Source organism: Bacillus sp. FSL M8-0071, assembly GCF_037975455.1.
GTDB classification, from domain to species: domain Bacteria; phylum Bacillota; class Bacilli; order Bacillales; family Bacillaceae; genus Bacillus; species Bacillus subtilis.
The window spans coordinates 1,632,068-1,655,783 of the sequence record NZ_CP150256.1 but is presented as its reverse complement, the minus strand read 5'-3'; the positions used below and the strand labels follow the sequence as shown (position 1 = coordinate 1,655,783).

24 protein-coding genes are annotated in these 23,716 nt (G+C 45.2%); 1 reads left to right on the top strand and 23 read right to left on the bottom strand.

The features are described from left to right. Positions 1-79: 79 nt before the first annotated feature. From rncS to MKX71_RS08530, 11 genes are all read right to left on the bottom strand, one after another. Positions 80-829, bottom strand: coding sequence for a ribonuclease III (gene rncS, locus MKX71_RS08580; protein ID WP_003232030.1), 750 nt, complete (start codon positions 827-829; stop codon positions 80-82). Positions 830-968: 139 nt separating this feature from the next. Further along, positions 969-1,202 carry an acyl carrier protein gene (acpP, locus tag MKX71_RS08575; protein ID WP_003154310.1) on the bottom strand — a complete coding sequence of 78 codons (234 nt, stop codon included), beginning with the start codon at positions 1,200-1,202 and terminating at the stop codon, positions 969-971. Between the two features lie 83 nt (positions 1,203-1,285). Beyond that, positions 1,286-2,026, bottom strand: coding sequence for a 3-oxoacyl-[acyl-carrier-protein] reductase (gene fabG / locus MKX71_RS08570; RefSeq protein WP_003232035.1), 741 nt, complete (start codon positions 2,024-2,026; stop codon positions 1,286-1,288). After that, positions 2,019-2,972, bottom strand: coding sequence for an ACP S-malonyltransferase (gene fabD / locus MKX71_RS08565; RefSeq protein ID WP_015383644.1), 954 nt, complete (start codon positions 2,970-2,972; stop codon positions 2,019-2,021). Before fabD ends, fabG begins: the two co-directional genes overlap by 8 nt. Positions 2,973-2,990: 18 nt before the next feature. Continuing rightward, the gene (gene plsX, locus MKX71_RS08560) at positions 2,991-3,992 is read right to left on the bottom strand and encodes a phosphate acyltransferase PlsX (RefSeq protein ID WP_339231957.1); all 1,002 of its coding nucleotides are present in this window, start codon (positions 3,990-3,992) and stop codon (positions 2,991-2,993) included. Positions 3,993-4,005: 13 nt separating this feature from the next. After that, complete coding sequence (fapR, locus tag MKX71_RS08555; RefSeq protein ID WP_003232044.1) at positions 4,006-4,572, bottom strand: transcription factor FapR; 567 nt, start codon at positions 4,570-4,572, stop codon at positions 4,006-4,008. A gap of 108 nt (positions 4,573-4,680) precedes the next feature. After that, on the bottom strand, positions 4,681-6,729 hold the full coding sequence (gene recG / locus MKX71_RS08550) for an ATP-dependent DNA helicase RecG (RefSeq protein ID WP_029317792.1): 2,049 nt from the start codon (positions 6,727-6,729) through the stop codon (positions 4,681-4,683). Next, a complete protein-coding gene (gene sdaAA / locus MKX71_RS08545; RefSeq protein WP_003232049.1) occupies positions 6,707-7,609 on the bottom strand; it encodes an L-serine ammonia-lyase, iron-sulfur-dependent, subunit alpha in 903 nt (300 codons plus the stop codon). The genes recG and sdaAA overlap by 23 nt, the downstream gene beginning before the upstream one ends. A 25-nt stretch (positions 7,610-7,634) precedes the next feature. Next, positions 7,635-8,297: an L-serine ammonia-lyase, iron-sulfur-dependent subunit beta gene (gene sdaAB, locus MKX71_RS08540; protein ID WP_003232050.1), complete on the bottom strand. Its 663-nt coding sequence runs from the start codon at positions 8,295-8,297 to the stop codon at positions 7,635-7,637. Positions 8,298-8,435: 138 nt separating this feature from the next. Next, positions 8,436-10,097 carry a DAK2 domain-containing protein gene (locus MKX71_RS08535; RefSeq protein ID WP_003232052.1) on the bottom strand — a complete coding sequence of 554 codons (1,662 nt, stop codon included), beginning with the start codon at positions 10,095-10,097 and terminating at the stop codon, positions 8,436-8,438. A 15-nt stretch (positions 10,098-10,112) separates the two neighbouring features. After that, positions 10,113-10,475, bottom strand: a complete 363-nt coding sequence (locus MKX71_RS08530) for an Asp23/Gls24 family envelope stress response protein (protein WP_003232054.1) — start codon at positions 10,473-10,475, stop codon at positions 10,113-10,115. A gap of 276 nt (positions 10,476-10,751) precedes the next feature. Between MKX71_RS08530 and rpmB the strand changes: the two genes are divergently transcribed. Then, on the top strand, positions 10,752-10,940 hold the full coding sequence (rpmB, locus tag MKX71_RS08525; protein WP_003221548.1) for a 50S ribosomal protein L28: 189 nt from the start codon (positions 10,752-10,754) through the stop codon (positions 10,938-10,940). 72 nt (positions 10,941-11,012) lie between these two features. Here rpmB and spoVM read toward each other — a convergent pair whose 3' ends face one another. The 12 genes from spoVM to coaBC all read right to left on the bottom strand — a co-directional run bounded on the left by spoVM (position 11,013) and on the right by coaBC (position 23,688). Beyond that, positions 11,013-11,093: a stage V sporulation protein SpoVM gene (gene spoVM / locus MKX71_RS08520; protein ID WP_003221545.1), complete on the bottom strand. Its 81-nt coding sequence runs from the start codon at positions 11,091-11,093 to the stop codon at positions 11,013-11,015. Between the two features lie 71 nt (positions 11,094-11,164). After that, positions 11,165-11,809, bottom strand: a complete 645-nt coding sequence (locus MKX71_RS08515) for a thiamine diphosphokinase (protein WP_003245470.1) — start codon at positions 11,807-11,809, stop codon at positions 11,165-11,167. Positions 11,810-11,881: 72 nt separating this feature from the next. Beyond that, positions 11,882-12,535, bottom strand: a complete 654-nt coding sequence (gene rpe / locus MKX71_RS08510) for a ribulose-phosphate 3-epimerase (protein WP_029317791.1) — start codon at positions 12,533-12,535, stop codon at positions 11,882-11,884. 4 nt (positions 12,536-12,539) lie between these two features. Beyond that, positions 12,540-13,436 (bottom strand): ribosome small subunit-dependent GTPase A, encoded by an 897-nt coding sequence (gene rsgA / locus MKX71_RS08505; RefSeq protein WP_181217069.1) that lies wholly within the window; start codon positions 13,434-13,436, stop codon positions 12,540-12,542. Positions 13,437-13,450: 14 nt separating this feature from the next. After that, positions 13,451-15,397 (bottom strand): serine/threonine protein kinase PrkC, encoded by a 1,947-nt coding sequence (gene prkC, locus MKX71_RS08500; protein ID WP_015252109.1) that lies wholly within the window; start codon positions 15,395-15,397, stop codon positions 13,451-13,453. Then, positions 15,391-16,155 carry a protein-serine/threonine phosphatase PrpC gene (prpC, locus tag MKX71_RS08495; RefSeq protein ID WP_339231956.1) on the bottom strand — a complete coding sequence of 255 codons (765 nt, stop codon included), beginning with the start codon at positions 16,153-16,155 and terminating at the stop codon, positions 15,391-15,393. Before prpC ends, prkC begins: the two co-directional genes overlap by 7 nt. 6 nt (positions 16,156-16,161) lie before the next feature. Then, entirely contained in the window at positions 16,162-17,253 is a 1,092-nt protein-coding gene (gene rlmN, locus MKX71_RS08490; RefSeq protein ID WP_015252110.1) for a 23S rRNA (adenine(2503)-C(2))-methyltransferase RlmN, read from the bottom strand. A gap of 3 nt (positions 17,254-17,256) precedes the next feature. Further along, positions 17,257-18,600 (bottom strand): 16S rRNA (cytosine(967)-C(5))-methyltransferase RsmB, encoded by a 1,344-nt coding sequence (rsmB, locus tag MKX71_RS08485; RefSeq protein WP_015252111.1) that lies wholly within the window; start codon positions 18,598-18,600, stop codon positions 17,257-17,259. Further along, positions 18,587-19,540 (bottom strand): methionyl-tRNA formyltransferase, encoded by a 954-nt coding sequence (fmt, locus tag MKX71_RS08480; RefSeq protein ID WP_003232070.1) that lies wholly within the window; start codon positions 19,538-19,540, stop codon positions 18,587-18,589. Before fmt ends, rsmB begins: the two co-directional genes overlap by 14 nt. A 4-nt stretch (positions 19,541-19,544) precedes the next feature. Beyond that, the gene (gene def, locus MKX71_RS08475; protein WP_029726494.1) at positions 19,545-20,027 is read right to left on the bottom strand and encodes a peptide deformylase; all 483 of its coding nucleotides are present in this window, start codon (positions 20,025-20,027) and stop codon (positions 19,545-19,547) included. A gap of 26 nt (positions 20,028-20,053) precedes the next feature. Beyond that, a complete protein-coding gene (gene priA, locus MKX71_RS08470) occupies positions 20,054-22,471 on the bottom strand; it encodes a primosomal protein N' (RefSeq protein WP_003232079.1) in 2,418 nt (805 codons plus the stop codon). After that, on the bottom strand, positions 22,468-23,688 hold the full coding sequence (gene coaBC, locus MKX71_RS08465) for a bifunctional phosphopantothenoylcysteine decarboxylase/phosphopantothenate--cysteine ligase CoaBC (protein ID WP_339231954.1): 1,221 nt from the start codon (positions 23,686-23,688) through the stop codon (positions 22,468-22,470). Before coaBC ends, priA begins: the two co-directional genes overlap by 4 nt. Positions 23,689-23,716: the final 28 nt, after the last annotated feature.

Sequence of the window (23,716 nt, the reverse complement as noted above, 5' to 3'; positions counted from 1 at the left end):
AGTATTTCAATTCTATCATAAACATTGGTCAAATAAGACGGCATACATACTGAAATCCCCCTGAGTCATAAGGGGGATTTTATTGTTTCGTATGGTGTTTTTGCAATTTAGCTAAAGCTTCCTGAGCAGCGTGCTGTTCGGCTTCTTTCTTTGAACGGCCGTTTCCGACTCCGAGTGGTTCACCTTTTAGAGATACGATGGCTTCAAATTCACGGTTGTGCGCAGGTCCTTTTTCGTTGGAGATTTTATACTCCAGAGAGCCTTTGCCGTCCCGCTGCACGTATTCCTGCAGCTGGCTTTTGAAATCCATCACATGAGAAAAAGCACCATCGTTAATTTTAGGGAACACATAAACTTTTAAGAAACTTTCGACCGGCTCTAATCCTTGGTCAAGGTACAAGGCTCCGATAAATGCCTCAAAAACATCCGCCAATAGAGCAGGACGCTTTCTTCCGCCTGTCATTTCCTCGCCTTTACCCAACAGGACAAGATCGCCGAATGACAGCTCGTGAGCCAATGAAACGAGAGACGGTTCGCAAACAATTGCGGCTCTCAATTTCGTCAAATCTCCTTCACTCATAGCCGGGTATTTGGCAAATAAGAATCTGGAGATCGTCAGTTCCAAAACAGCGTCACCTAAAAATTCAAGCCTTTCATTATCTTCATACGGCTTTTTCCGATGCTCATTCACATAAGATGAATGTGTAAATGCTTGATACAAAAGCTTTTCATTTTGAAAGTGAACCGAAATCCGTTCTTGAAACTCTTTAAATTGTTCTACTTTTTTATAGAACTTTTTTTTATCTTTATAATGTGAGTGTTTTGACATAGTAACCTCCATAGGCACATCAGGTTCACCGCGCTTCTCTGACTAAACCGGATACAGCGCGCGTAAAAGCGGCATGCTGTAATAACTGCACGAATAAAGGGCTAAAGCCCCGCGTTTCGGCGGGACTTTTAGCATCAGCTTATTGCTGGTTTTGTATGTAGTTCACAGCGTCGCCGACTGTTGCAATCTTTTCAGCATCTTCGTCAGAAATCTCCATATCAAACTCGTCTTCAAGTTCCATAACAAGCTCAACTACATCTAGGGAATCAGCACCTAAGTCTTCCTTGAAAGAAGCTTCAAGTTTGACGTCTGCTTCATCAACGCCAAGGCGATCTACGATGATTTTCGTTACACGCTCTAATGTGTCTGCCATAGCAATTCACCTCCCCTCAAGTATTATAGTGGATTCGTTTTTAAAAAACTAGAGAAACTACGATGAAATTTTCGAGAAAAAACTTACATCACCATTCCGCCGTCAATATGAAGCGTTTGGCCTGTCATATAACGGGCTCCCTCTGAAGCTAGGAACGTGACAACACTGCTGACATCGCTAGGTTCACCAAAGCGCGCGAGCGGAATTTGTTTCAGCATTTCGTCTTGAACGTCTTTTGCAAGTTTATCTGTCATATCAGTTGAGATAAATCCTGGCGCTATTGCGTTTACCGTAATATTTCGGCTGGCGAGCTCTTTAGCAGAAGATTTGGTTAAACCGATGACGCCGGCTTTTGCAGCCACGTAGTTGGCTTGTCCAGGGTTTCCGCTGACGCCGACGATAGACGATACGTTAATAATGCGGCCTGAACGCTGTTTCATCATTTGTCTTGTAACAGCTTTTGTGCAGTTGAAAACACCCTTCAGGTTAATGTTAATGACGTCATCCCATTCGTCTTCTTTCATTCTCATGATGAGATTGTCTCTTGTAATTCCCGCATTATTAACCAGAATGTCAATCGTAGAAAAAACAGACAATGTTTCTTTTATCATGTTTTGTACATCTTCGGGATTTGATACATCCGCTTTTACAGCAATTGCTTTTCTGCCCATTGATTTGATTTCATCTACCACTTCATTTGCTTTCGCTTCATTGCCGGAGTAGTTCACGACAACATTTGCTCCGCTTTTTGCCAGATCAAGGGCGATTGAGCGGCCGATTCCGCGGGATGCGCCAGTGACAATAGCCGTTTTATCATTAAGCATTATCATTCTCCTCCTTAAGCGTTTGAATTGCCAGCTCGATCGTTTCCGGATCTGATACAGCAATTGTTTTTAACCGTCTATTCACTTTTTTCACAAGGCCTGAAAGCACTTTTCCGGGACCGATTTCAATAAAAGTCGTAACACCCTCTGCGATCAGCTTGTTAATGCTTTCCTCAAAACGAACCGGAGAGTAAAGCTGCTCAATAAGTTTTTCTTTGATATCTGCTTTTTCAGTCATCACGTCAGCAGAAACATTTGAGATGACCGGAACGTCAGCGTCTTTTATGTCACAGGCGTCCAATACCTCTTTCAGCTTTTCAGCAGCCGGTTTCATCAGTTCGGAATGGAACGGACCGCTTACTTCAAGCGGAATTGCGCGTTTTGCTCCGTTCTCTTTTGCCAGTTCAGATGCAAGCTCAACCCCTTTAGCTGTTCCGGAAATGACGATTTGGCCAGGACAGTTGAGATTCGCAAGCTGTACAAGGTTGCCTTCCTCTGTGACTTTATCGGTTACTTGCTTTAATGCTTCAGCATCCATGCCGAGAATCGCAGCCATTGCTCCTTCGCCAGCCGGCACTGCTTCATTCATAAACTCTCCGCGCTTTCTGACGGTATAAACAGCATCTTTGAAAGACAGAGCGCCAGCCGCAACCAGTGCAGAATATTCACCAAGGCTGTGTCCTGCTGTGAAATCAGGTGTAATGCCAGATTCTTTAAATTTCTCAAGAACAGCGATGCTTGTCGTAAGCAAAGCAGGCTGCGCATTGTATGTAAGTGTTAATTCTTCAGCAGCCCCCTCAAAAATAAGCGAGCTGAGTTTTGTTTCTAACGTTTCATCGGCTTCATCAAACAGACGCTTTGCAGCAGGCACCTGCTCATAAAGCTCTTTTCCCATGCCGATAAATTGTGATCCCTGACCCGGGAATAAAAATGCAATCTTACTCATGATGTAAAAACCTCCAGACTACTCATCTGTTTTTTCTTCTTTCACTTCTTCCTGAATGAGCGCAGCCACATTTTGGCTGACCATCTCTCTTGCTTGCCGAATCGCATGGAATACAGCATTTGAATCTGAAGAGCCGTGCGCCTTGATCACAGGCGCTTTTAAGCCAAAAAGACTTGCTCCGCCATAATTCGAATACTCCATTTTCATTTTCATTTCTTTCAATTTTGGTTTCAGCACAGCTGCTGCAAGCTTGGATGTCAAAGTAGACGTCATTACGTCTCTCATCATTTTAAAAATTGACAACGCAGAGCCTTCCAGCGTTTTGAGTGTAACATTCCCGGTAAAGCCGTCTGTTACTACAACATCCGCCACATCATCTAAAATGTCTCGCGCTTCCACGTTTCCGATAAAATTGATGTTTGCTGTTTCTTTTAAAATTTGAAACGTCTGCTTCGTCAGTTCGTTTCCTTTTTTATCTTCTGTTCCGACATTTAAAAGTCCGACTCTCGGTGAAGTGACACCGCGCACTTGCTGAGAATAAACAGAACCCATGATGGCATATTGAACGAGGTGCTCCGGTTTGGCATCGACATTGGCGCCGACATCAAGGAGAAGAAATCCGTCTCCCGAAACAGTCGGAAGTGTCGGGGCAAGCGCCGGACGGTCAATTCCTTTAATTCTTCCGACAATAAAGAGACCGGCTGTCATTAATGCACCGGTATTTCCTGCGGAAATGCAGGCGTCAGCTCTGTTTTCCGCAACCTCCTGCGCCATAAGAACCATAGATGAGTTCTTTTTTCTTCGCACGGCACGGACAGGTTCATCCGTAGGCTCAATCACTTCATCTGCGTGCAGCACCGTGATGCGATCTGATGTAGTTGTTAAATGTGATTCTATCGTTGTTTTGTCACCGACAAGTGTGATATGGAGATCATCAAATGCCTCTATACCTTTTATAACTCCGTCAATAACAGCTTTGGGAGCGTGGTCTCCTCCCATTGCATCTACAGCTATTCTCATGCATGCTCCACCTTTATGAATGTTTTGAACGATACATGTCAAAGCGTCCAGAAAAAACAATTTCTTCGCCAACGTAGCTGTTCACTTCGACAACCGTTCTTCCTTTTTCTTTTTCGACAGCCGTCACTTTCGCTTTTGCTACGACACGTTCACCCTGCTTTACCTGTCTTGTAAAGCGGATGTCTGCACTTGCAGTCAGCGCCAGCTCGTCATCAATGACTGCAACGGCCAAAGAATTCGCCTGTGCAAATAAATGGTGTCCTCTCGCAATCTGATTCCGGCTGAACACGTGCTCCTGTTTTATTTCTAAAATGGATATCGCCTGATCATCCAGCTCAAGGTCAATAATTTCTCCGATAACTTCATCAAGTGACAGGGACTTCACTTCGTCCTCAAGTGTTTTCTCTGCCACGTTCTTAATTCTTTCTCTCAGTTCAGGTATGGAAAGCTCTAAGCGGTCCAAACGTATCGTCTGGATGCTCACCCCGAATTTACCCGCTAATTCTTCATCTGTAATAAAGGGGGTTGCTTGAATCGTCTGCTGAAGTAATTCCTGGCGTTCTCTCTTATTTCTTCTCATATCTAAACACCATCCGGACAATTAAGACTAGGTACTAATAGTAGTATATAATTTCATAGATTGGAATGCAACGATTGTTTCTGGCTGAACACCAAAAACTTCTGATACTCAGCTTAATTTTTCCCCGTCCATTACTCCGCTCTTCAGCAATTCATCTCTTAACACAGCGTATTCCGGCTCCTTCCAGAACGCGTCAGAAGCCACAAGATTCGCAGCATCCTGCCTTGCCGTTTCAAGCGCTCTGTAATCATGAACCATGTCCGCCACTTTAAATTCCGGCATTCCGCTTTGTTTTTTCCCGAAGAAATCACCGGGACCTCTCAGTTCCAGATCCTTTTCAGACAGCTCGAAACCGTCATTGGTCTCCGACATGATCCTCATCCGTTCTTTCCCTGTTTCTGATTTTGGATCAGCCATCAGAATACAGAAAGATTGATGCTCACCCCGTCCAACACGGCCGCGCAGCTGGTGAAGCTGTGATAGCCCGAAACGGTCGGCGTCATAAATCACCATAATTGTTGCATTCGGAACATTCACGCCAACCTCCACAACAGTGGTTGATACGAGAATTTGACAGTGATTTGCGCTGAATTCTCTCATGACCTGGTCTTTTTCATCGGAATGCAGCTTTCCATGCATAAGGCCGACATTCCATTTCCCCCGAAAAATATCAGAAAGCATATTGTACACGTCAATGGCGTTTTGCACATCAAGCTTGTCTGATTCTTCAATCAGCGGACAGATGATATAAGCCTGCCTGCCTTGCTTTAATTCTTTTTCGACAAATGCCAATATACGATCCAGCATGTCATGTTTTACCCAATAGGTTTCGATTCTCTTTCGTCCAGCCGGCATCTCATCGATGACAGATACATCCATTTCACCGAACACTGTGATCGCTAATGTTCTTGGGATTGGAGTGGCTGTCATAAAGAGAACATCGGGATCCTGCCCTTTGTTCCGAAGCTTTTTGCGCTGCTCAACTCCAAATCTGTGCTGTTCATCAGTAATAACGAGACTCAGCGCCTTAAACTCCACCTCGTCTTGGATTAAAGCGTGGGTTCCTACAAGAATATCAATCTCACCCGCCGCAAGACGCTCAAGCAGTTCTTTTCGCCGCTTCCCTTTAACAGAGCTTGTCAAAAGAGCAACGCTGACGTCCCATTTTTCAAATAGCGAAACGAGCGAATCAGCATGCTGCTCGGCCAGAATTTCTGTCGGCACCATGAGCGCTCCTTGGTATCCGGATAGGATCGCGGCATACAGTGCAATGGCGGCGACTGCCGTTTTTCCTGATCCAACGTCCCCTTGAAGAAGACGGTTCATTCTGTATGGAGAAGACATGTCTGCTGTTATTTCGCGAAGAACGCGTGACTGGGCGTTTGTGAGGGGAAACGGGAGGCTTTTGATAAATCTCATGAGTTCTTCATTTGAAAAACGCTGCCGTATCCCTTGTGTCTGCTCTCTTTCCGCCTTTCGGAACGCCTGCATTTTCAACTGAAACAACAAAAATTCTTCATAAACAAACCGCCGTCTGGCAAGCTTTAATGCTTCCCTTGTTTCAGGCTGGTGCATTGCTTTTAACGCTTGATAATAGTCAGGCAGTTTATAGCTTTTTCTTAGCTTTTCCGGAAGAGGATCAGGAAGTGAGTCTGCATATTGGGTCAGCGCCTGCTGAATAAAGCGCCTCATCATTTTGACGGTAACATTTTCTTTCACAGAATACACTGGTTCAATGCTTTTGTCTTCTTGATGCGGCCCGTTTTTCAACTCCTGAACAGAGATGGTTTGGCGGTGCTTGTCCCATTTACCTGAAACCGTCACCACAGAGCCGAGCGAAAGCTTCTTCTTCAAATAAGGCCGGTTAAAACATACGGCTGTGATTAAATAGTGGCCGACCAGAAGCCTGAATGTCAGCCTGTTTCGTTTTTTTCCGTAATAGGTAAGAGAAGGCTCTGAATGAACCTTCCCTTCGACTGTGACTCTTTCATCATGCTTTACTTCTTCTAAATCCCTCAGCTCGTAGTCATCATAGCGATAAGGGAAATAATTCAGAAGATCAGAAATGTCATAAATACCGAGTTCGTGTAATGTTTTTTCTGTTTCCGGCCCAATACCCTTAATGTTAGCTATACTAGTTTGCTGATGTTGTTTCACGTGAACCTAGCGCTCCTCCGAAAATTTTTTTCTCTAATTCTCTTCCTGTCGGTGTTGCCGCTAAACCGCCCTGGCCTGTTTCTCTAAGTGCAGTTGGCATCGTTTGGCCTATTTTATACATGGCATCGATAACCTCATCACATGGAATACGGCTTGTAATGCCCGCCAATGCCATATCAGCGGCAATCATCGCATTTGACGCGCCCATCGCATTCCGTTTCACGCAAGGCACCTCAACAAGCCCTGCAACAGGGTCGCACACGAGGCCTAGCATATTTTTTAATGTAATGGCCATGGCTTCCGCGCTTTGTTCGGGTGTTCCTCCTGCCATTTCAACAATAGCCGCAGCCGCCATGCCTGAAGCTGATCCAACCTCTGCCTGACATCCTCCGGCGGCGCCGGAAATGCTTGCGTTATTGGCCACGACAAATCCGAAAGCCCCGGCTGTAAACAAAAAGCGGATCATTTGTTCTCTTGTTGGATTCAGCTTTTCTTTTACAGCAAATAACGTACCGGGCACCACACCGGCAGAACCTGCAGTCGGTGTCGCACAGATGGTTCCCATGGCTGCATTTACTTCATTTGTTGCAACGGCTTTCGATACAGCATCTAAAATCAGCGGGCCAGACAGGCTTTTTCCTGATCGAATATAGGCCTGCAATTTAACGGCATCTCCGCCTGTTAAGCCCGTTTGGCTCGTAACTCCCTCGAGTCCTTTCTGAACCGCCGCTTCCATAACAGACAGGTTATGATCCATCTGCTGAAAAATGTCCTCTTTTGTTTTTTCTGTTACTTCCATCTCTTGAGCTATCATCACATCAGAGATCAATATTTGTTTTTCTTTAGTAATCTCAATTAATTCTTTTACATTACGAAACATAACTGGCTCCTCCTGACCCTTTTCGCTAGTCAGCAATCTTTGTCACTTGAATAATATTCGGCAGCTTCGACAGCTCGTCGAGAATGTGGTCGTCAATATTTTGATCGACCTCTATTGTCATCAGCGCAAGCTGGCCGATATCTTTCCGGGCTACTTCCATATGTCCTACGTTGATTGAAAATTTCGCCAGAACATTGGCAACACCGGCAATTGTGCCAAACTTGTCATTATGAACAACTAATATGGCCGGATGATTTCCTGACAGCCGGAGCTCAAAACCATTCAATTCTGTGATTTCAATCTTTCCTCCGCCAATCGAAATACCCGTCAGTTCCAGCTCACCCTTTTCATCAGAAATGGTGATTTTTGCTGTGTTCGGGTGGACCGGGACTGCGTCTTCTACCCGAAACTCTATATCAATTCCTTTAGCTTCTGCAATTTGTATAGCGGTTTTAATCCGTTCATCGAATGTATCAAAATCAAGCAATCCGCCGATAATCGCGACATCTGTGCCGTGGCCCTTATACGTTTCCGCAAACGAGCCGTAAAAAGATACAATGATGCGCTCAGGCTCTCTGCCAAATAAACTTCTGGCCACTCTCCCGATTCTAGCAGCTCCCGCTGTATGAGAGCTGGACGGACCGATCATAACCGGGCCGATAATATCAAAAACGCTTCTGTATTTCATGCTATTCCTCCTTATGAACCAGAGCTTATTAGCGCTTTGCTTCTAGACTAATTGATCAGATATAAAATGGCAAGCGGGCGCGTTACAGCGCTGCCGCACTTAAAAGCAGACATAAGAATAGAAGGGCAAATTGCCCTTCTATTCTGCAGAAACTATATACGAATACAGAGGCTGTTTCCCATTGTGGATCTCAACCTCAATCTCCTCGTACTTTTCACTGAGAAACGCTTCAAGCTGCTCAGCTTCTTCCTGAGACGCATCCTCACCATATAGAATGGTCACGATTTCATCATCTTCTCCGATCATTTCTGACAGCAGCATTTTCGCGGCTGACAGCTGATTTTCAGAAGTGCCGATAATCGTTCCATTCAGAATGCCCATAAAGTCGCCTTTTTTAATATCTTTACCGTCAATATGAGTATCTCTGACTGAGAACGTCACCTGTCCGCTTTTTACTTGCTGAATGGCGCTTAGCATATTGGCCTCGTTCGCTTCAGCTTCTTGATCCGGGTTAAAAGCCAGCAGGGCTGACATCCCTTGCGGAACCGTTTTAGCAGGAATGACAAAAACCTGTTCATCCACTACGCTGGCCGCTTGGTTAGCAGCCATGATAATGTTGGAGTTGTTAGGCAGGATAAATACCGTATCTGCATTTACAGACTTCACGGCATCAACAATATCCTCAGTGCTTGGGTTCATGGTCTGGCCGCCTTCAATCACAACAGAAGCGCCAATGCTTTTGAATAGGTCTGAAATTCCTTCTCCCATCGCCACAGTCACAATGCCATACGGCTGTTTTGCCGGCGGTATTTCGTTGTCTGCAGGTTTGCTTTCTTGACTGATGATAGAGGTATGCTGTTCTCTCATATTTTCTATTTTTATTTTGATCAATTCACCGTAATGCTGGGCGTAGTTTAACACGTTTCCCGGCTCTTCAGCATGAATATGAACCTTCGCCAGCGATTCATCCGCAATCACAAGCAGAGAATCTCCGAACTGGCTGAGGTCTTGCCTGAACGTGCCTTCGTCGAACTCTCTTTTTGTCTGATCAAGCCTAACCATCACTTCGGTACAGAATCCAAATTCAATATCTTCGGTATTCATCATGCTTTGCGCGCTCTTGTGATGCTCTGCGCTGACCATGTCGTCAAGTGACGGAAGAACTGCTTTCTGAGGTACAGTTTCACCTTTTAATGAAGCAAGGAAACCTTCATACACACAGAGCAGGCCTTTGCCCCCGCTATCGACAACTCCTACTTCCTTTAGGACAGGTAGCAATTCAGGGGTGCGGTTTAAAGACGCCTCTGCTTCTTCTGTCACTGCAATCATCAGCGCAGTGATATCGGTTTCTTTTTCTGCTAAGATCATCGCTTTTTTTGCAGCGTCTTTTGCAACTGTTAAAATGGTGCCCTCTACAGGTTTCATGACAGCTTTATACGCCATGTCTACACCTGCTTGCAGCGCAGCGGCAAACTCAAGTGCATTAATTTCTTTTTTCGTTTCAATGCTTTTGCTAAATCCGCGGAACAATTGGGATAGGATAACTCCTGAATTTCCGCGTGCTCCCATGAGCAGCCCTTTAGATAACGCGGAACCCACCTTCCCGATATCATCCGTATCCATTTGTTCAACTTCTCTTGCTCCGGAAGTCATCGACAGGTTCATATTTGTTCCCGTATCACCGTCCGGCACCGGAAACACGTTCAGTGCATCAACTGCACTGGCGTTTTGAGACAGATTCTGCGCTCCCGCAAGAATCATCTCGGCAAAGGTTCTGCCGTTTAATGTTCTGATAGACAATCCTACTCCTCCTAACTACGGGTTCGTCACTCGTACGCCTTGGACATAAATATTGACAGAGTCCACTGCCAGTCCGATGGTTTGATTTACTGTGTACTTTACTTTTGTTTGGACATTATGTGCCACTTCAGAAATTTTCGTGCCGTAGCTGACAATGATATACATGTCGATATGTATCTGTTCTCCTTCTTGGCGAACTTGGACACCCCTGCTGAAATTCTCTTTCCGAAGGATTTCAGTCAGTCCGTCTTTAATCTGGTTTTTAGAGGCCATGCCGACAATGCCGTAACAGTCAACCGCCGCGCCTCCTGCAACCATCGCGATGACTTCATTAGATATATCAATCTGTCCGTACTTCGTTCTTAATTCAATGGACACACTAGTTCCTCCTTCGAATGCATAGAGTTACAGCTATTCTACTATATGGTTTCCATTATGAAAAGACCAGGCAATAATCGCTGGCCGTACCTCTACATATACTATAGCGCTGCTGTTTCCGCAAGATGTCAAGTGAATTTTCTTGAAAGATGATGAAACAATAGTTGCAAACGTTTTTTAGCTGTGGTAAATTATTTAAAGTATCCATATCGAAAGCATCTAAGATTATATGAATGTTAAAAAGTAGATGTTTTGTGCAAGTGAGGAGGGAAACAAATGGCACGTAAATGCGTTATCACAGGTAAAAAAACAACAGCTGGGAATAACCGTTCTCACGCAATGAACGCTTCTAAGCGCACTTGGGGCGCGAATCTTCAAAAGGTTCGTATCCTTGTGAACGGAAAACCTAAAAAAGTATATGTATCTGCTCGAGCTTTGAAATCCGGTAAAGTTGAGCGTGTATAACAAAATGAACGCCTGCCCCGATATGTGGCAGGCGTTTTTATGTGGTGAAAGAGGGCTTTGAACCCCTGGGCATTAATCTTTTCTAAATGAGCCCAGCATCGCCCGGACAATTCCTCCTAAAAACTTCGGCAATTTAATGGTGTAAAATTTCATTTTTGTCCCCTCCTATAACGTCCCGTAACCGCCTTGTTCATTGTTTTCAGCAATTGAATGAAAGCACATGCTTAATCCGTGCTTCTTATCATTATTAATATGCCTTTTGCAAACGAAAAAGTACCTCGTGAATGAATGAGTTCGTTACTAATACATAGTGTTGAACCGAGCGTAATATGACAATTATTTAGAGGATATTTAAAACCGGTCAGGGTCAGCTCATGTATGTCTTCGGAAAACGGTATGAAGGAGATATATCGCTTATTTTCATCCTTCTCAATATCATATTCACCAGGAGGGAACATTTGAATATGATTTTGTTTGTCTATCAGCCTAATTTTTATGTTCGTTTTTACACCTTTATACAGAAGCTGAATGTTTCCTAAAAAATGATCAGCTCTGCCGCCTGTAATGCCGAAAATCTGAATAATATCCGGCTGCTTTTCCAGCGCCCAATCAAGGGCGAGGTCTAAATCTGTTTGATCTTTTTCTGCTTGATACACATGAAGGGCGGGAGCGGCTTTTTCTATTCGCCGGCGTTCTTGCTCCGTTATGCTGTCAAAATCTCCGAAGGCTTCAACAGGAATGATCCCGGCATCTAAGAGAGTGACGGTGCCTTTGTCAACACCGATCCAAAGCGTGTGTTCATCCGTATAGCCGGTTAGATCGGGAATGAGATTTTTCGGGCCTCCCGCAACGATATTAATTGTTTTCATCTCTGATTCCTTTCTCTGCATACAGGAAAAAGAGCTTAGGCTATTGTATGCCCAGCTCTTTTCTAAAGCTGCTTATTTACTTCCTCTGATTTCAGAAATTGCTTTTTTGCGGTCAGGCTGGCCATAAACAGCTGAACCGGCAACGAGTAAATTTGCGCCCGCTTCAATGACGAGCGGAGCGGTTTCTTTGTTGACGCCGCCGTCTACTTCAATTAACAGATCTTTTTTTCCTTTATCATCCGCCATTCGCTTAACCTCTTTTATTTTAGGAAGGACTGAATGAATAAATTTCTGCCCGCCGAAGCCCGGGTTCACCGTCATTAAAAGAACAAGATCAAGATCGTCGAAAACATGCTCGATGACTTGAACAGGAGTATGCGGGTTTAGAACTACTCCGGCCTTCACTCCTTGCTCTTTAATGAGCTGGATGGTACGGTGCAGGTGCGGACATGCCTCAGCATGCACAGACAGGATATCTGCGCCTGCTTTCGCAAAAGCCGGGATATAACGATCCGGCTCTTCTATCATTAAATGGACATCAAGCGGCAGATCCGTTACCGGCCGGACTGCTTCTACAATCAGCGGACCGATTGTGATATTCGGGACAAAATGGCCGTCCATAACATCAATATGAATACAATCGGCTCCGCCTTTTTCTACATCTTTAATCTCATTGCCTAAAGCGGCAAAATCAGCGGAAAGAATAGATGGTGCAACCTTTATCATTATGCTAATACCTCGGCTTTCTGTCTTTAATCTCCGTCATAAATTCAACATAATGGTCATAGCGATACTGCTTTAATTCCCCGTCTTCAACAGCTTGTTTCACCGCACATTTCGGCTCTTTCAGATGTAAACAGCCTCTAAATTTGCATGAAGCGCTTTTTTCTCTGATATCAGGGAAGGTATAGCCCAGCTCTTCTTCCTCAATGTCTGTAAATTCAAGCGAGCTGAATCCCGGTGTATCTGCAACCAAACCTCCGGACGTGTGAATCAGCTCCACGTGGCGGGTTGTGTGTTTCCCGCGGCCCAAATGCTCGGAAATCTCGTTTGTTCTTAATCCGAGCTCCGGACTGATCGCGTTGAGAAGCGAGGATTTCCCAACACCGGACTGACCGGCAAATACCGTTGTTTTATCCTGAAAATGCGGGATGATGTCCGCTAAACTATCTTGGTCCTTAGAGGAGGTAAGGTATACGTCATAACCAATATTCCGATAGTCTTCTGCATAGGCTCGTATCGTATCTTCTGTATCTTGATCTTCAATCAGATCCATTTTAGTAATGCATATAATCGGCTGAATATCATTGGCCTCAACGAGAACCAGGAAGCGGTCGAGCAATGCCGTGCTAAAAGAAGGCTGAACCGCTGAGAAAACAAGGACCGCTTGATCAACGTTGCAAATTGGCGGCCTGATAAGCTCGTTGGTTCTTTCTTTAATTTCCATTAGATATCCTTCTTTGTCATTTTCAGCTTGATACACAACGTAATCACCGACAAGAGGGGTAATTTTGTTTTTTCTGAAAATGCCTCTTCCTCTGCATTGTATTACTTTATCTGAATCCTCTGATTCATCCAGTACATAGTAAAAGCCGCTTAGCGCCTTAATAATTTTGCCCTCAGGCATATTTTCCCTCCTTGTTATTCATCTTTCGGATACTCAATGGTTTTGTAGCTGACAACTTTATTGTTTACCATTACTTGATAGTACCCTTTTTGGCCGGGTTCAATCTTTAGTTCGATCGTTCGTTCAGTCGGCTCTTTTATCTTAAATTCTTCGTAAGTGTCAGAGATGCTGTGATCCGCATCGTCAACCGCGATTTGCACTTGAAGCTCGTCCCCTTCATTTTCTGGTTCATAGGGGATCTTGACCTTTTCTTTCACTGTTTTCGCAGGTTTTTTCTCTGGTCCGAGAGAGAATGTCACTTCAACTTCGTTTCCCGGCTTTACTGCCGTACCTGCTGCTGGTTTTTGTTTGACAACCTGTCCTTCTGGAACATCATCTGAGTATGCTTCTTTTTCTACAAGCTTCAATCCGTTGTCTTCCAGATATCCAGATGCTGCTTCTTTGCTGTAGGTTTTCAAGTCTCTAAGCGTAATGTCTTCGGGTCCGATACTGACTGTAAGTTTGACTTGATCTTCACTCGGGACAAGCTCAGTCCCTGCTGAAGGATTTTGGTCAATGACAGTGCCCGCGTTTTTCTCGTCATTCACTTCATTTACCGTTACATGTTTAAACCCTTGGTCCTTCAACGCTTTTTTTGCCTGGTCGACCGTTTGGCCTGTCACATCACCGATCTCCGTTTTTGCTTTTCCGGTGCTCTTATAAAGGGTGACCGTGGCGCCTTCTTTGACTGTGGTATCCGCTTTAGGATCCGTTTTTACCATCAGGCCCTCTTCAATTTTTTCATCTGAGATTTCCAACACCTCGGAATCAACCTGTAAACCTTCTTTTTCCAAGAGCCCTGCGGCTTTTTCGTATTCCATTCCGGAGACATCAGGTATTTTGACATCCTTAGGCATGAAAAGCGACGGAAAAACAGTGACAGCAAGAATTCCAGCTGTGATAAAAACGAGGCATATCGTGAGCAAAACCCACGGCCACTTTTTTCTTTTGCCGTTCTTCTTTGTTTTGTTTTCTTGTGCGGTTGTCACTTCAGCTTCTTTTTCGCCAGCAGCTTTAGCGAGTTCTTCATCTTTAATGATAGGTATCGCTTTTGTCATTTCTTCATCTTCTTGAATCGTAAATCTCTTTTCATTGAGTCTGTCGGCATCAAAAGCTGTTTTTATGTCTGCTTCCATGTCTTCAGCCGTTTCGTAGCGATGAAAAGGATCTTTGGCAGTTGCCTTGAGTATGATGTTTTCAACGCTTTGGGGGACCGATGGATTCCACCTTTTTGCCGAAGGAGTTTCCGCTTGAAGATGCTTCAAGGCGATGCTGACTGCTGACTCTCCATCAAACGGAATACGGCCGGTTAAAAGCTCAAATAGAACGATTCCAAGCGCATAAATATCCGATTTCTTTGTGGCTAAGCCGCCTCGGGCCTGTTCAGGTGATAAGTAATGGACCGAGCCCAGAACTGAATTGGTATGGGTGATTGTGGTCGAACTTAGTGCCGTCGCAATTCCAAAATCCGTTACTTTGATATTTCCCATATGATCAATCAAAATGTTATGCGGCTTGATGTCTCTGTGAACAATCTGGTTTTGATGGGCATGAGCGATGGCTGAGACAATTTGCTCCATGATGTTCAGCGCTTCTTTAGGGTGAAGCGGCCCATTTGCTGTTATGTATTCTTTAAGCGTCATGCCTTCAACGTATTCCATGACAATATAATAAATATCATCTTCCTCGCCCAAATCGTAAATGCTGACAATATTCGGGTGATCGAGGCTTGATGCGGATTGGGCTTCTCTGCGGAAACGTCTGATAAATTCATTGTCATTTGCATAGTCAAACCGCAGGATTTTAATTGCGACTTCACGGTCTAGAATGATATCCTCAGCTAAATACACGTTGGCCATTCCCCCGCCACCTATAACGCGGAGAATTTGGTAACGCCCGCTGATCCGCTTGCCGATTAGCACTGATCTTCACCCTCTTCAACTTGTAAAGCAAGCTCAAGCAAAACTGCTGTTATGTTGTCTTCTCCGCCATTCTGATTGGCTTTGTCCACAAGCAGGTTTACTTTTTCCTGAGGAGCTGAATCGCTTTGCAGGATGTCTTTTAACTCAGTGCCTTCCACTTTATTCGTCAGTCCGTCAGAACATAGAAGCAGTTTGTCTCCGGGTTCTATATCAAAGGAACGGGTGTCAATGCTGACTGACTGGTCTGTTCCAAGCGCCTTCGTCAACACATTTTTTCGCGGATGATGTTCAGCGTCTTCTCTGGAAATCTCTCCAGTGCGAACCAGTTCATTTACAAGCGAATGGTCTTCTGTCACTTGAACGAAATCATCTTCCTGAAGCAAATAGCATCTGCTGTCTCCGATATGGGCAACAGAAACCGTTTTCCCCGTAAAAAGCGCACATACAATCGTCGTCCCCATGCCTTGGCATTCTTCGTGGGCTTGAGCGTGATCGTATATTTTGCTGTTTACCGAAAGAATCTGTTCAATGAGCCATTTTTCACATTCCGAGGGCGCAGTTGGAATCGTCTCTGCTTCATTCCATTTCTCCCCCATGGCTTTCACAGCCATCTTGCTCGCAACATCTCCAGCAAGATGGCCGCCCATGCCATCAGCGACAACCGCTAATATAAATTCATCTTTCCCCTTGAATATCCCCGCATCATCTTCATTATGCTGGCGGATTTTTCCTGTATCTGTTTTTAAGGCTGTTAACAACCCTCATCACCTCGTCTCGTCTTGACGCTCCTTCGCGCGAAGCTGACCGCAGGCTGCGTCAATGTCATGTCCTTGCTCTCTTCGGATTGTGACATTTACTCCGCGGGATTTCAGCGTTTTTTCAAAAGCAAAAATCTGATCACGCGGTGTGCGCACATAGTCCCGTTCAGGCACGTAGTTTACCGGAATCAAGTTCACGTGGCATTTGACTCCTTCCAGCAAGTCGGCAAGCTCTTCGGCGTGTTCCACCTGGTCGTTTACGCCTCCGAACAGCCCGTATTCAAAGCTGATACGGCGTCCTGTTTTATTAATATAATATTTAACGGCTTCCATTAGATCAGGCAGTTTATATGCTCTGTTAATCGGCATCAAACGGCTTCTGATTTCTGTGTTCGGCGCGTGCAGAGAAATTGCAAAGTTAATCTGCATTTGCTGATCAGCAAATTCGTAAATTTTCGGGATGATTCCACTCGTAGAGACCGTAATATGGCGAGCACCGATATTCAGGCCCTTGTCATGGTTAATGATTTTCAAGAAAGCGAGCATTTCGTTAAAGTTATCAAAAGGTTCGCCGATTCCCATGATCACGACAGAGCTGACGCGTTCATCCGTTTCATCAAGAGCTTTTTGCACTTTGACTACTTGAGCGACAATTTCCCCTGCTTCAAGGTTTCGTTTTAAGCCTCCAAGCGTTGACGCGCAGAATGTGCAGCCAATACGGCAGCCGACTTGTGTCGTTACACATACAGAATTGCCATACTCGTGTCTCATTAAAACGGTTTCGATGGTATAACCGTCATGAAGCTCAAACAAAAACTTCATCGTACCGTCTTGAGAGGTTTGTTTAACAGCCGTTTTCAGCGTTGTTAACACAAAGTGAGTGTTTAATTTCTCACGCAGATCCTTTGAGAGGTTTGTCATATCTTCAAAAGAAGATACGCGTTTTTCATATAGCCATTCAAAGATCTGGGCTGCACGGAACGGTTTCTCTCCATTGTCTGTCAGCCATTGTTTGATTTCATCTAATTCAAAAGAATAAATAGACGGACGCTCTGTCCGCAATTCTTTTCTTACTTTTGTTTTATTAAGTTCTGCCATTGCTTATCCCTTCTTTCTCATGCTGCAAATAAAGAAACCATCTGTTCCGAAATAATGAGGAAGGATTTGAAGCCTTCCATCCCGAACAAAGGGTCTCACCTTTTCAGGCAGCCGCTTTTCAAGAGACAAATCGGGTTCAAAATCAGGATGTTCTTGTATAAACGCATGTATTACTTCATCATTTTCTGTCCGGTCCATTGTACACGTACTGTAGACAAGAGTGCCACCTTTTTTTACTAATGGTGCGATTTCCCTCAAGATCGACAGCTGGATTTCAGCTAGACGGGCGCTGTCGTCAGGTTTTTTCGTGTATTTCATGTCCGGCTTTCTTCTGATAACACCGAAACCTGAGCACGGGGCATCGACCAATATTCGGTCAAACTGTTCGTTTTCAAACGTTTCCCCCGCTTTTCTAGCATCCATTGTTTCCGCATGAATGATTGTCAGGCCAAGCCGATCTGCCGCTTCTTTGATCAGCTTCACTTTATGTTTGTGAAGATCAAGCGACGTAACGCTCCCCTTGTTCTTCATTAATTCTGCGATATGAGCCGACTTTCCGCCAGGCGCCGCACACGCGTCAAGCACTGTTTCATCTGACTTAGGATCAAGGGCGCGGGCGACGAGCATGGAGCTCTCATCCTGGATAGAAACTTCGCCGTTTTGGAAGAAATGAGTTCCGGCAATTGTTCCCTTTAAGAGCTTCACAGCATCTTCAGCGAGGTCGCCTTTTTCAACTTCGATTCCCTCAGCAGCCATTTGGTCAAGCAGCTCAGCTCTGTCTGCTTTCATTTGATTGACACGCAGCGTCTGTTTCGGCGGAATGAGATGGATGCGGCAAATCTTTTCCGCAGCTTCAAATCCATACGCATCCGCCCACTCTTTCACAAGCCATTCCGGATGGCTTGTTTCTGTCGCCAGCCGGCGGACAGGATCTTCGATCGCGTCAAAGGATGGAACACCTTCGCGCTGAATAGAACGGAGCACGCCGTTGACAAATGAAGCAATGCCTTTGTGTCCGCGGATTTTAGCAATCTCAACCGCTTCATGAATGGCTGCCCTGTCTGGAATCTTCTCCAAATACTCCATTTGATATAAGGATAGGCGAAGAAGCTGAATCACCCACGGCTTTACCTTTTGAGGCTTATTGATAAACGGTTTAAGCATATAATCAAGCGCGATCTTATTTTGTAATGTACCATAGACAAGTTCAGTCAAAAGCCCTCTGTCCTGATCACTCAGTTCATTTGATTTAATGACCGATTTCAGCAGCAGGTTGCTGTATGCCTGGTTTTGTTCTAATTTGATCAGCGCCTCAAGGGCGATGTCACGAACACTAGTTTTTTTCATTGTTTACTCCTAACACATCACCGGCTTCAACATGAGCGCCTCGCACAAAGTCTTCGCCTTTCATTCGTTTTTTGCCTGCCGGCTGGAGTTCGGTTAATAACAGAGCCGTCTCGTTACCTGTGGCAACGATAATTCCTTCCTTTTCAACTGCAACGACTGTGCCGGGCTCAGCTGTTGTTGGTGCCGCTATTTTTTTCGACGCCCATATTTTCAAGTTTTGTCCGTTTAGAGTCGTATAAGCAACAGGCCATGGATTTAAGCCGCGGATCTGGTTGTAAAGCTCTTCGCCCGTTCTGGACCAGTCGAGCAGCTCTTGCTCTCTTTTAATGTTAGGCGCGTACGTCGCTTTCTCTTCATCCTGCTTTTCAGGTGATATGCTGCCGGCAATAACGTTTGGAACCGTTTCAGACAATAGCTTCGCGCCAGCAACGCTTAATTTATCGTGCAGTGTTCCGACATTGTCGGTTTCTTCAATGTCCACTTCCACTTTTGAGATCATATCGCCCGCATCCAATTTTTCTACCATATACATAATGGTAATCCCGGTTTTCTTCTTTCCCTGCAGAATGGAATAATGGATCGGAGCACCGCCGCGCAGTTCCGGCAAAAGGGATGCGTGAACGTTAATGCAGCCGTATTTTGGACTGTCGAGAAGCTCTTTAGGCAAAATTTGTCCGAATGCCGCCGTTACAATCAGGTCAGGCTTTAATGCCAGCACTTTTTCAATTTCTTCTGTCAATCTGACTTTTTCCGGCTGAAGAACCGGGATGCCGTGGCGCAATGCCTCTTCCTTTACCGGAGGAGGTGTCAGTACTTTTTTTCTGCCCTTCGGACGGTCCGGCTGTGTGACGACCCCCACTACTTCATATCCGTCCTCTATCAGGGTTCTTAAAACAGGAACTGAAAAATCCGGCGTTCCCATAAATACGATTCTCGTCATCAAATCATCCTTCCATATCCGCTAGTTCATCTTCTGTATAGTATTTACTTATTTTAGATGTAAACAGCACACCGTCTAAGTGGTCCATTTCATGCTGCACGGCTCTTGCTAAAAAGCCTCGCGCTTCCAGAATGAACGGTTTTCCCTGACGGTTAAACGCACGCACTTTGACATAATCGGCACGTGTGACATCACCATAGACGTTAGGAAAGCTCAAGCATCCTTCAATTCCGGTTTGCTCGCCGCTTTTTTCTAAAATTTCAGGATTAACGAGATCAATTCTCCCTCTGTCATCCCCGATATCTACGACGGCCGCTCTTTTTAAAATGCCGATTTGCGGCGCTGCCAGTCCGACACCATCCATTTCAAGCATGGTGTCGTACATATCATCAAGCAGTTTTTTTAGCTTTTTATCAAAAACAGTCACGGTTTCCGCAGGTGTTTCCAAAACCTCCGCAGGATGTGTGACGACCTTTTTTACTGCCAATTTGTTACCCTCCAAGACGTGAGATCTTACATCATCATATAAGGATTCATATCAATTGAAATCATTACATGTTTTTGTTCAATTTCGCGTTTATAATGTTCCAGTATCTTCTTCAATAAAGCGGATAACTGGGTTTCCTGTTTGTATTTTATCACGCATTGATAGCGATATCTATCTTTGATCCTGGCTATCGGCGACGCGCTTGGTCCGAGAATTTTCGTGTCAGCTCCGCAGTTTGCTTTCAAAAAATGAGCGATCTTTTCAGCTGTAACCGCTGCTTTCGCCACTTCCTCATGAGAAACAGTCACAAGAGCCAAATAGTAGTATGGCGGATAGGATTGCTCTCTCCTGTGCGCCATTTCATGCTGATAGAACGTTTCATAATCGTGTGTTTTCGTCAGCTGGATACTGTAATGAGACGGTGTATACGTTTGAATGATGACATGGCCGGGCTTTTCATGCCTGCCTGCCCGGCCGCTGACTTGCGTTAACAGCTGAAATGTTTTTTCAGCCGATCTGAAATCAGGAATATGAAGTGTTGTATCAGCACTTAACACTCCGACAAGCGTGACATTCGGAAAATCAAGCCCTTTCGCGATCATTTGCGTTCCGAGAAGAATATCCGCTTTTCCTTCTCCGAAAGCTGACAGTAATTTTTCATGGGCGCCTTTCCGTGATGTCGTGTCAACATCCATCCGAATCACCCTCGCACTTGGCAGCACTTTTGTCAGCTCTTCCTCCACTCGCTGTGTTCCCGTTCCGAAAAAGCGGATATGCTCGCTTGCGCATTCAGGACAAGTGTGCGGAACAGGCTCTTCATGTCCGCAATAATGGCATTTCAGCCTTTGGCCGTAACGATGATACGTCATGGAAATGTCGCAGTGCGGGCATTGCGGGACATAGCCGCAATCCCTGCACATCACAAAGGAAGAATAGCCCCTCTTATTTAAAAACAGCACCGCCTGCTCACCCTTGGCAATCGTTTCTTCAAGCTTTTCCATCAATTCAACTGAAAACATCGAGCGATTGCCGTTTCTAAGCTCCTCTCTCATATCGACAAGCGAAACCTCAGGCATCACCCGGTGGTTAACACGGTGCTTCAGTGAAAGAAGCTCGTATACGCCCTTTTGCGCTCTAGCATATGATTCTAATGTCGGCGTAGCACTCCCTAATACAACCGGGCAGCTGTGATGCTCAGCCCGCTTGATTGCCACCTCTTTCGCATGATAGCGCGGCATTTCTTCCTGTTTATAGGAAGACTCGTGCTCTTCATCGATGATTATCATTCCGAGATTTTCAAACGGAGCAAAAATGGCGGATCTGGCACCGACGACAAGCCGTACTTCCTTCCGGTGGATTTTACGCCACTCGTCATATTTTTCTCCTGTGGATAAACCGCTGTGCATGACTGCCACCTGGGAGCCGAAGCGGCCCTTGAAGCGGTTGACCATTTGCGGCGTCAGCGATATTTCCGGTACGAGGACGATGGCTTCTTTTCCTTTCGCCAGTACTTTTTCAATTGATTGCAGATAAATTTCGGTTTTTCCGCTTCCTGTCACGCCGTGAAGGAGGAACACTTTATGCTCATCGCTGTCCAATGTCTCGCGTATGGGCTCGAAGGCAGCCCTCTGTTCGTCTGTCAGCGGCAGGGGCTCTGTTTTTTTGAACATTTTGTCCTGATAGGGATCTCTGTAAACCTCTTCATAGCTTTCCTTCAAAAGCCCTTTTTGGATAAGGGTTTTGATGGTTGCAGAGCTCGTGTCCGTTTTTTTGCACAATTCCGCCGCAGGAATTTTCACACCTTCCGGCTCAGAGATGAGAAAGTGAAGAATCGCCTGCTGTTTTGCTGCTTGGCGGGACAATCCCTCAGCCTGCTTAGCAAGCTCTTCTTTACTCGCATTTGCCTGAATATGCCTGACCATTTTTTTATTGGTTTTTTGTGCGACTTTATACGTCACGTCAATGTCCCCTTTTTGAACATGCCTTTGAATCAGTTTCAGCGTCTCATGATCGGGTATATCTGAATACAGCAGCGTCTTTGTTTCAGAAAACAGCCGTTCCACTTGCGGCGGAAGATCGGCTCCGTGTGCAATTTTTAATTCTTTTTCATATTTCGCCTTTAAGGCGGCAGGCAGCATTGCTTGAAGCGCCGTTATTTTAAAAGACAGCGTTTTGTCTGACAGCCATGATGACAGAATCATAAGCTCCTCTGTCAGAACAGGTGTAAGATCTAATAAATCCTCTACTTCCTTGACAGATTTTCCCGATAGGTCAGATGCTTCTTTGACTGCTGTCACAAACCCTTGAATCTTACGGGGGCCAAACGGAACAATGACCCGCATCCCCGTTTTGATCATGCCCTTCAGATGGTCTGGGATTTTATAATCAAAAGGCCTGTCTATATTTTTGGTGCTGACATCAACGATGACTTCTGCAAAATTCATGAGCGCTCTCCGATTTGTTTTGAGAGGGCTGCGATCTCCTGAAGGATTTCAAAAGAAACATCGAGCTTAGACATGATCGGGAGTTCGCGTTTATGCCCGTCTTTGAAAAAGATTGTCACGATATTCGTATCAGCACCAAAACCGGCCCCATTTGCTTTCACATCATTTGCCACAATCAAATCAAGGTTTTTAGCGGCGAGCTTTTTACGTGCATAGTGTTCAATGTCTTGTGTTTCGGCGGCAAATCCGACCAAAATCTGCTCTTTCTTTTTCTCGCCCAATTCTTTCAAAATATCGACTGTTCTTTTCAGTTCTAAGGTCATGCCGCCGTCTTGTTTTTTCATTTTATGGTCAAATACTGTTTTCGGCGTAAAATCGGCTACCGCAGCTGTTTTAATGACTATATCGCTTGCGTCATACACAGAGAGCACAGCTTCGCGCATATCCGCAGCCGATTGAACAGGGATAAACTCAGCAAGACCTTTAGGCTGATCAAGTGAAACAGGCCCAGAAATTAAGGTTACCCGTGCGCCGAGCTGAACAGCAGCCTCCGCTAGTGCGTAGCCCATTTTGCCCGTCGATTTATTGGTAAAAAACCGGACAGGATCAATCGCTTCCCGCGTTGGGCCGGCTGTAATGACCACATGCTTGCCTTCTAAAGGAGCGGATGTTTCTTCAGCAAAATGTTTTTCGGCCAGCTTTACGATGTTTTCCGGCTCTTCCAATCTGCCTTTTCCTACGTAACCGCATGCTAAATAGCCCTCACTTGGCTCAATAAAACGATAACCGTCCTGATAAAGAACAGAAATGTTTCGTTTGACTGCCGGGTGGTCATACATATGAACGTTCATCGCCGGCGCGATCCAAACGGGAGCCGTTGCTGCCAACAATGTTGTCGTCAGCATATCATCAGCGATGCCGTTTGCCAGTTTTCCAATCACATTAGCCGTAGCCGGCGCTACGATAATCAAGTCGGCCCAGTCTGCGGCATCAATATGAGAAATAACGCTTGGATTTTGTTCTTTAAATGTATCTGTATAGACTTCGTGGCGGCTCAATGCCTGAAATGTCAGCGGTGAAACGAATCGGCAAGCGGACTCAGTCATAATCACTTTGACATTTGCTCCTGCCTGAACCAGCTTGCTCGTTAACGCACAGGCTTTATAAACAGCGATGCCTCCGCTCACGCAAAGTAACACATTTCGATTGTTTAGCAATGAATTCTCCCCCTCTGCACTTTACAAA

Excerpts from the sequence above, each read along its gene's own strand:
- fmt (WP_003232070.1), bottom strand. The coding sequence starts at position 19,540 with ATGACGAGAATCGTATTTATGGGAACGCCGGATTTTTCAGTTCCTGTT.
- fabG (WP_003232035.1), bottom strand. The coding sequence starts at position 2,026 with ATGCTTAATGATAAAACGGCTATTGTCACTGGCGCATCCCGCGGAATC.
- rlmN (WP_015252110.1), bottom strand. The coding sequence starts at position 17,253 with ATGGCAGAACTTAATAAAACAAAAGTAAGAAAAGAATTGCGGACAGAG.
- rncS (WP_003232030.1), bottom strand. The coding sequence starts at position 829 with ATGTCAAAACACTCACATTATAAAGATAAAAAAAAGTTCTATAAAAAA.
- rpe (WP_029317791.1), bottom strand. The coding sequence starts at position 12,535 with ATGATAAAGGTTGCACCATCTATTCTTTCCGCTGATTTTGCCGCTTTA.
- spoVM (WP_003221545.1), bottom strand. The coding sequence starts at position 11,093 with ATGAAATTTTACACCATTAAATTGCCGAAGTTTTTAGGAGGAATTGTC.
- rpmB (WP_003221548.1), top strand. The coding sequence starts at position 10,752 with ATGGCACGTAAATGCGTTATCACAGGTAAAAAAACAACAGCTGGGAAT.
- plsX (WP_339231957.1), bottom strand. The coding sequence starts at position 3,992 with ATGAGAATAGCTGTAGATGCAATGGGAGGAGACCACGCTCCCAAAGCT.
- MKX71_RS08515 (WP_003245470.1), bottom strand. The coding sequence starts at position 11,809 with ATGAAAACAATTAATATCGTTGCGGGAGGCCCGAAAAATCTCATTCCC.
- priA (WP_003232079.1), bottom strand. The coding sequence starts at position 22,471 with ATGAATTTTGCAGAAGTCATCGTTGATGTCAGCACCAAAAATATAGAC.
- rsmB (WP_015252111.1), bottom strand. The coding sequence starts at position 18,600 with ATGAAAAAAACTAGTGTTCGTGACATCGCCCTTGAGGCGCTGATCAAA.
- fabD (WP_015383644.1), bottom strand. The coding sequence starts at position 2,972 with ATGAGTAAGATTGCATTTTTATTCCCGGGTCAGGGATCACAATTTATC.
- sdaAA (WP_003232049.1), bottom strand. The coding sequence starts at position 7,609 with ATGTTTCGTAATGTAAAAGAATTAATTGAGATTACTAAAGAAAAACAA.
- rsgA (WP_181217069.1), bottom strand. The coding sequence starts at position 13,436 with ATGCCTGAGGGCAAAATTATTAAGGCGCTAAGCGGCTTTTACTATGTA.
- sdaAB (WP_003232050.1), bottom strand. The coding sequence starts at position 8,297 with ATGAAATACAGAAGCGTTTTTGATATTATCGGCCCGGTTATGATCGGT.
- acpP (WP_003154310.1), bottom strand. The coding sequence starts at position 1,202 with ATGGCAGACACATTAGAGCGTGTAACGAAAATCATCGTAGATCGCCTT.
- fapR (WP_003232044.1), bottom strand. The coding sequence starts at position 4,572 with ATGAGAAGAAATAAGAGAGAACGCCAGGAATTACTTCAGCAGACGATT.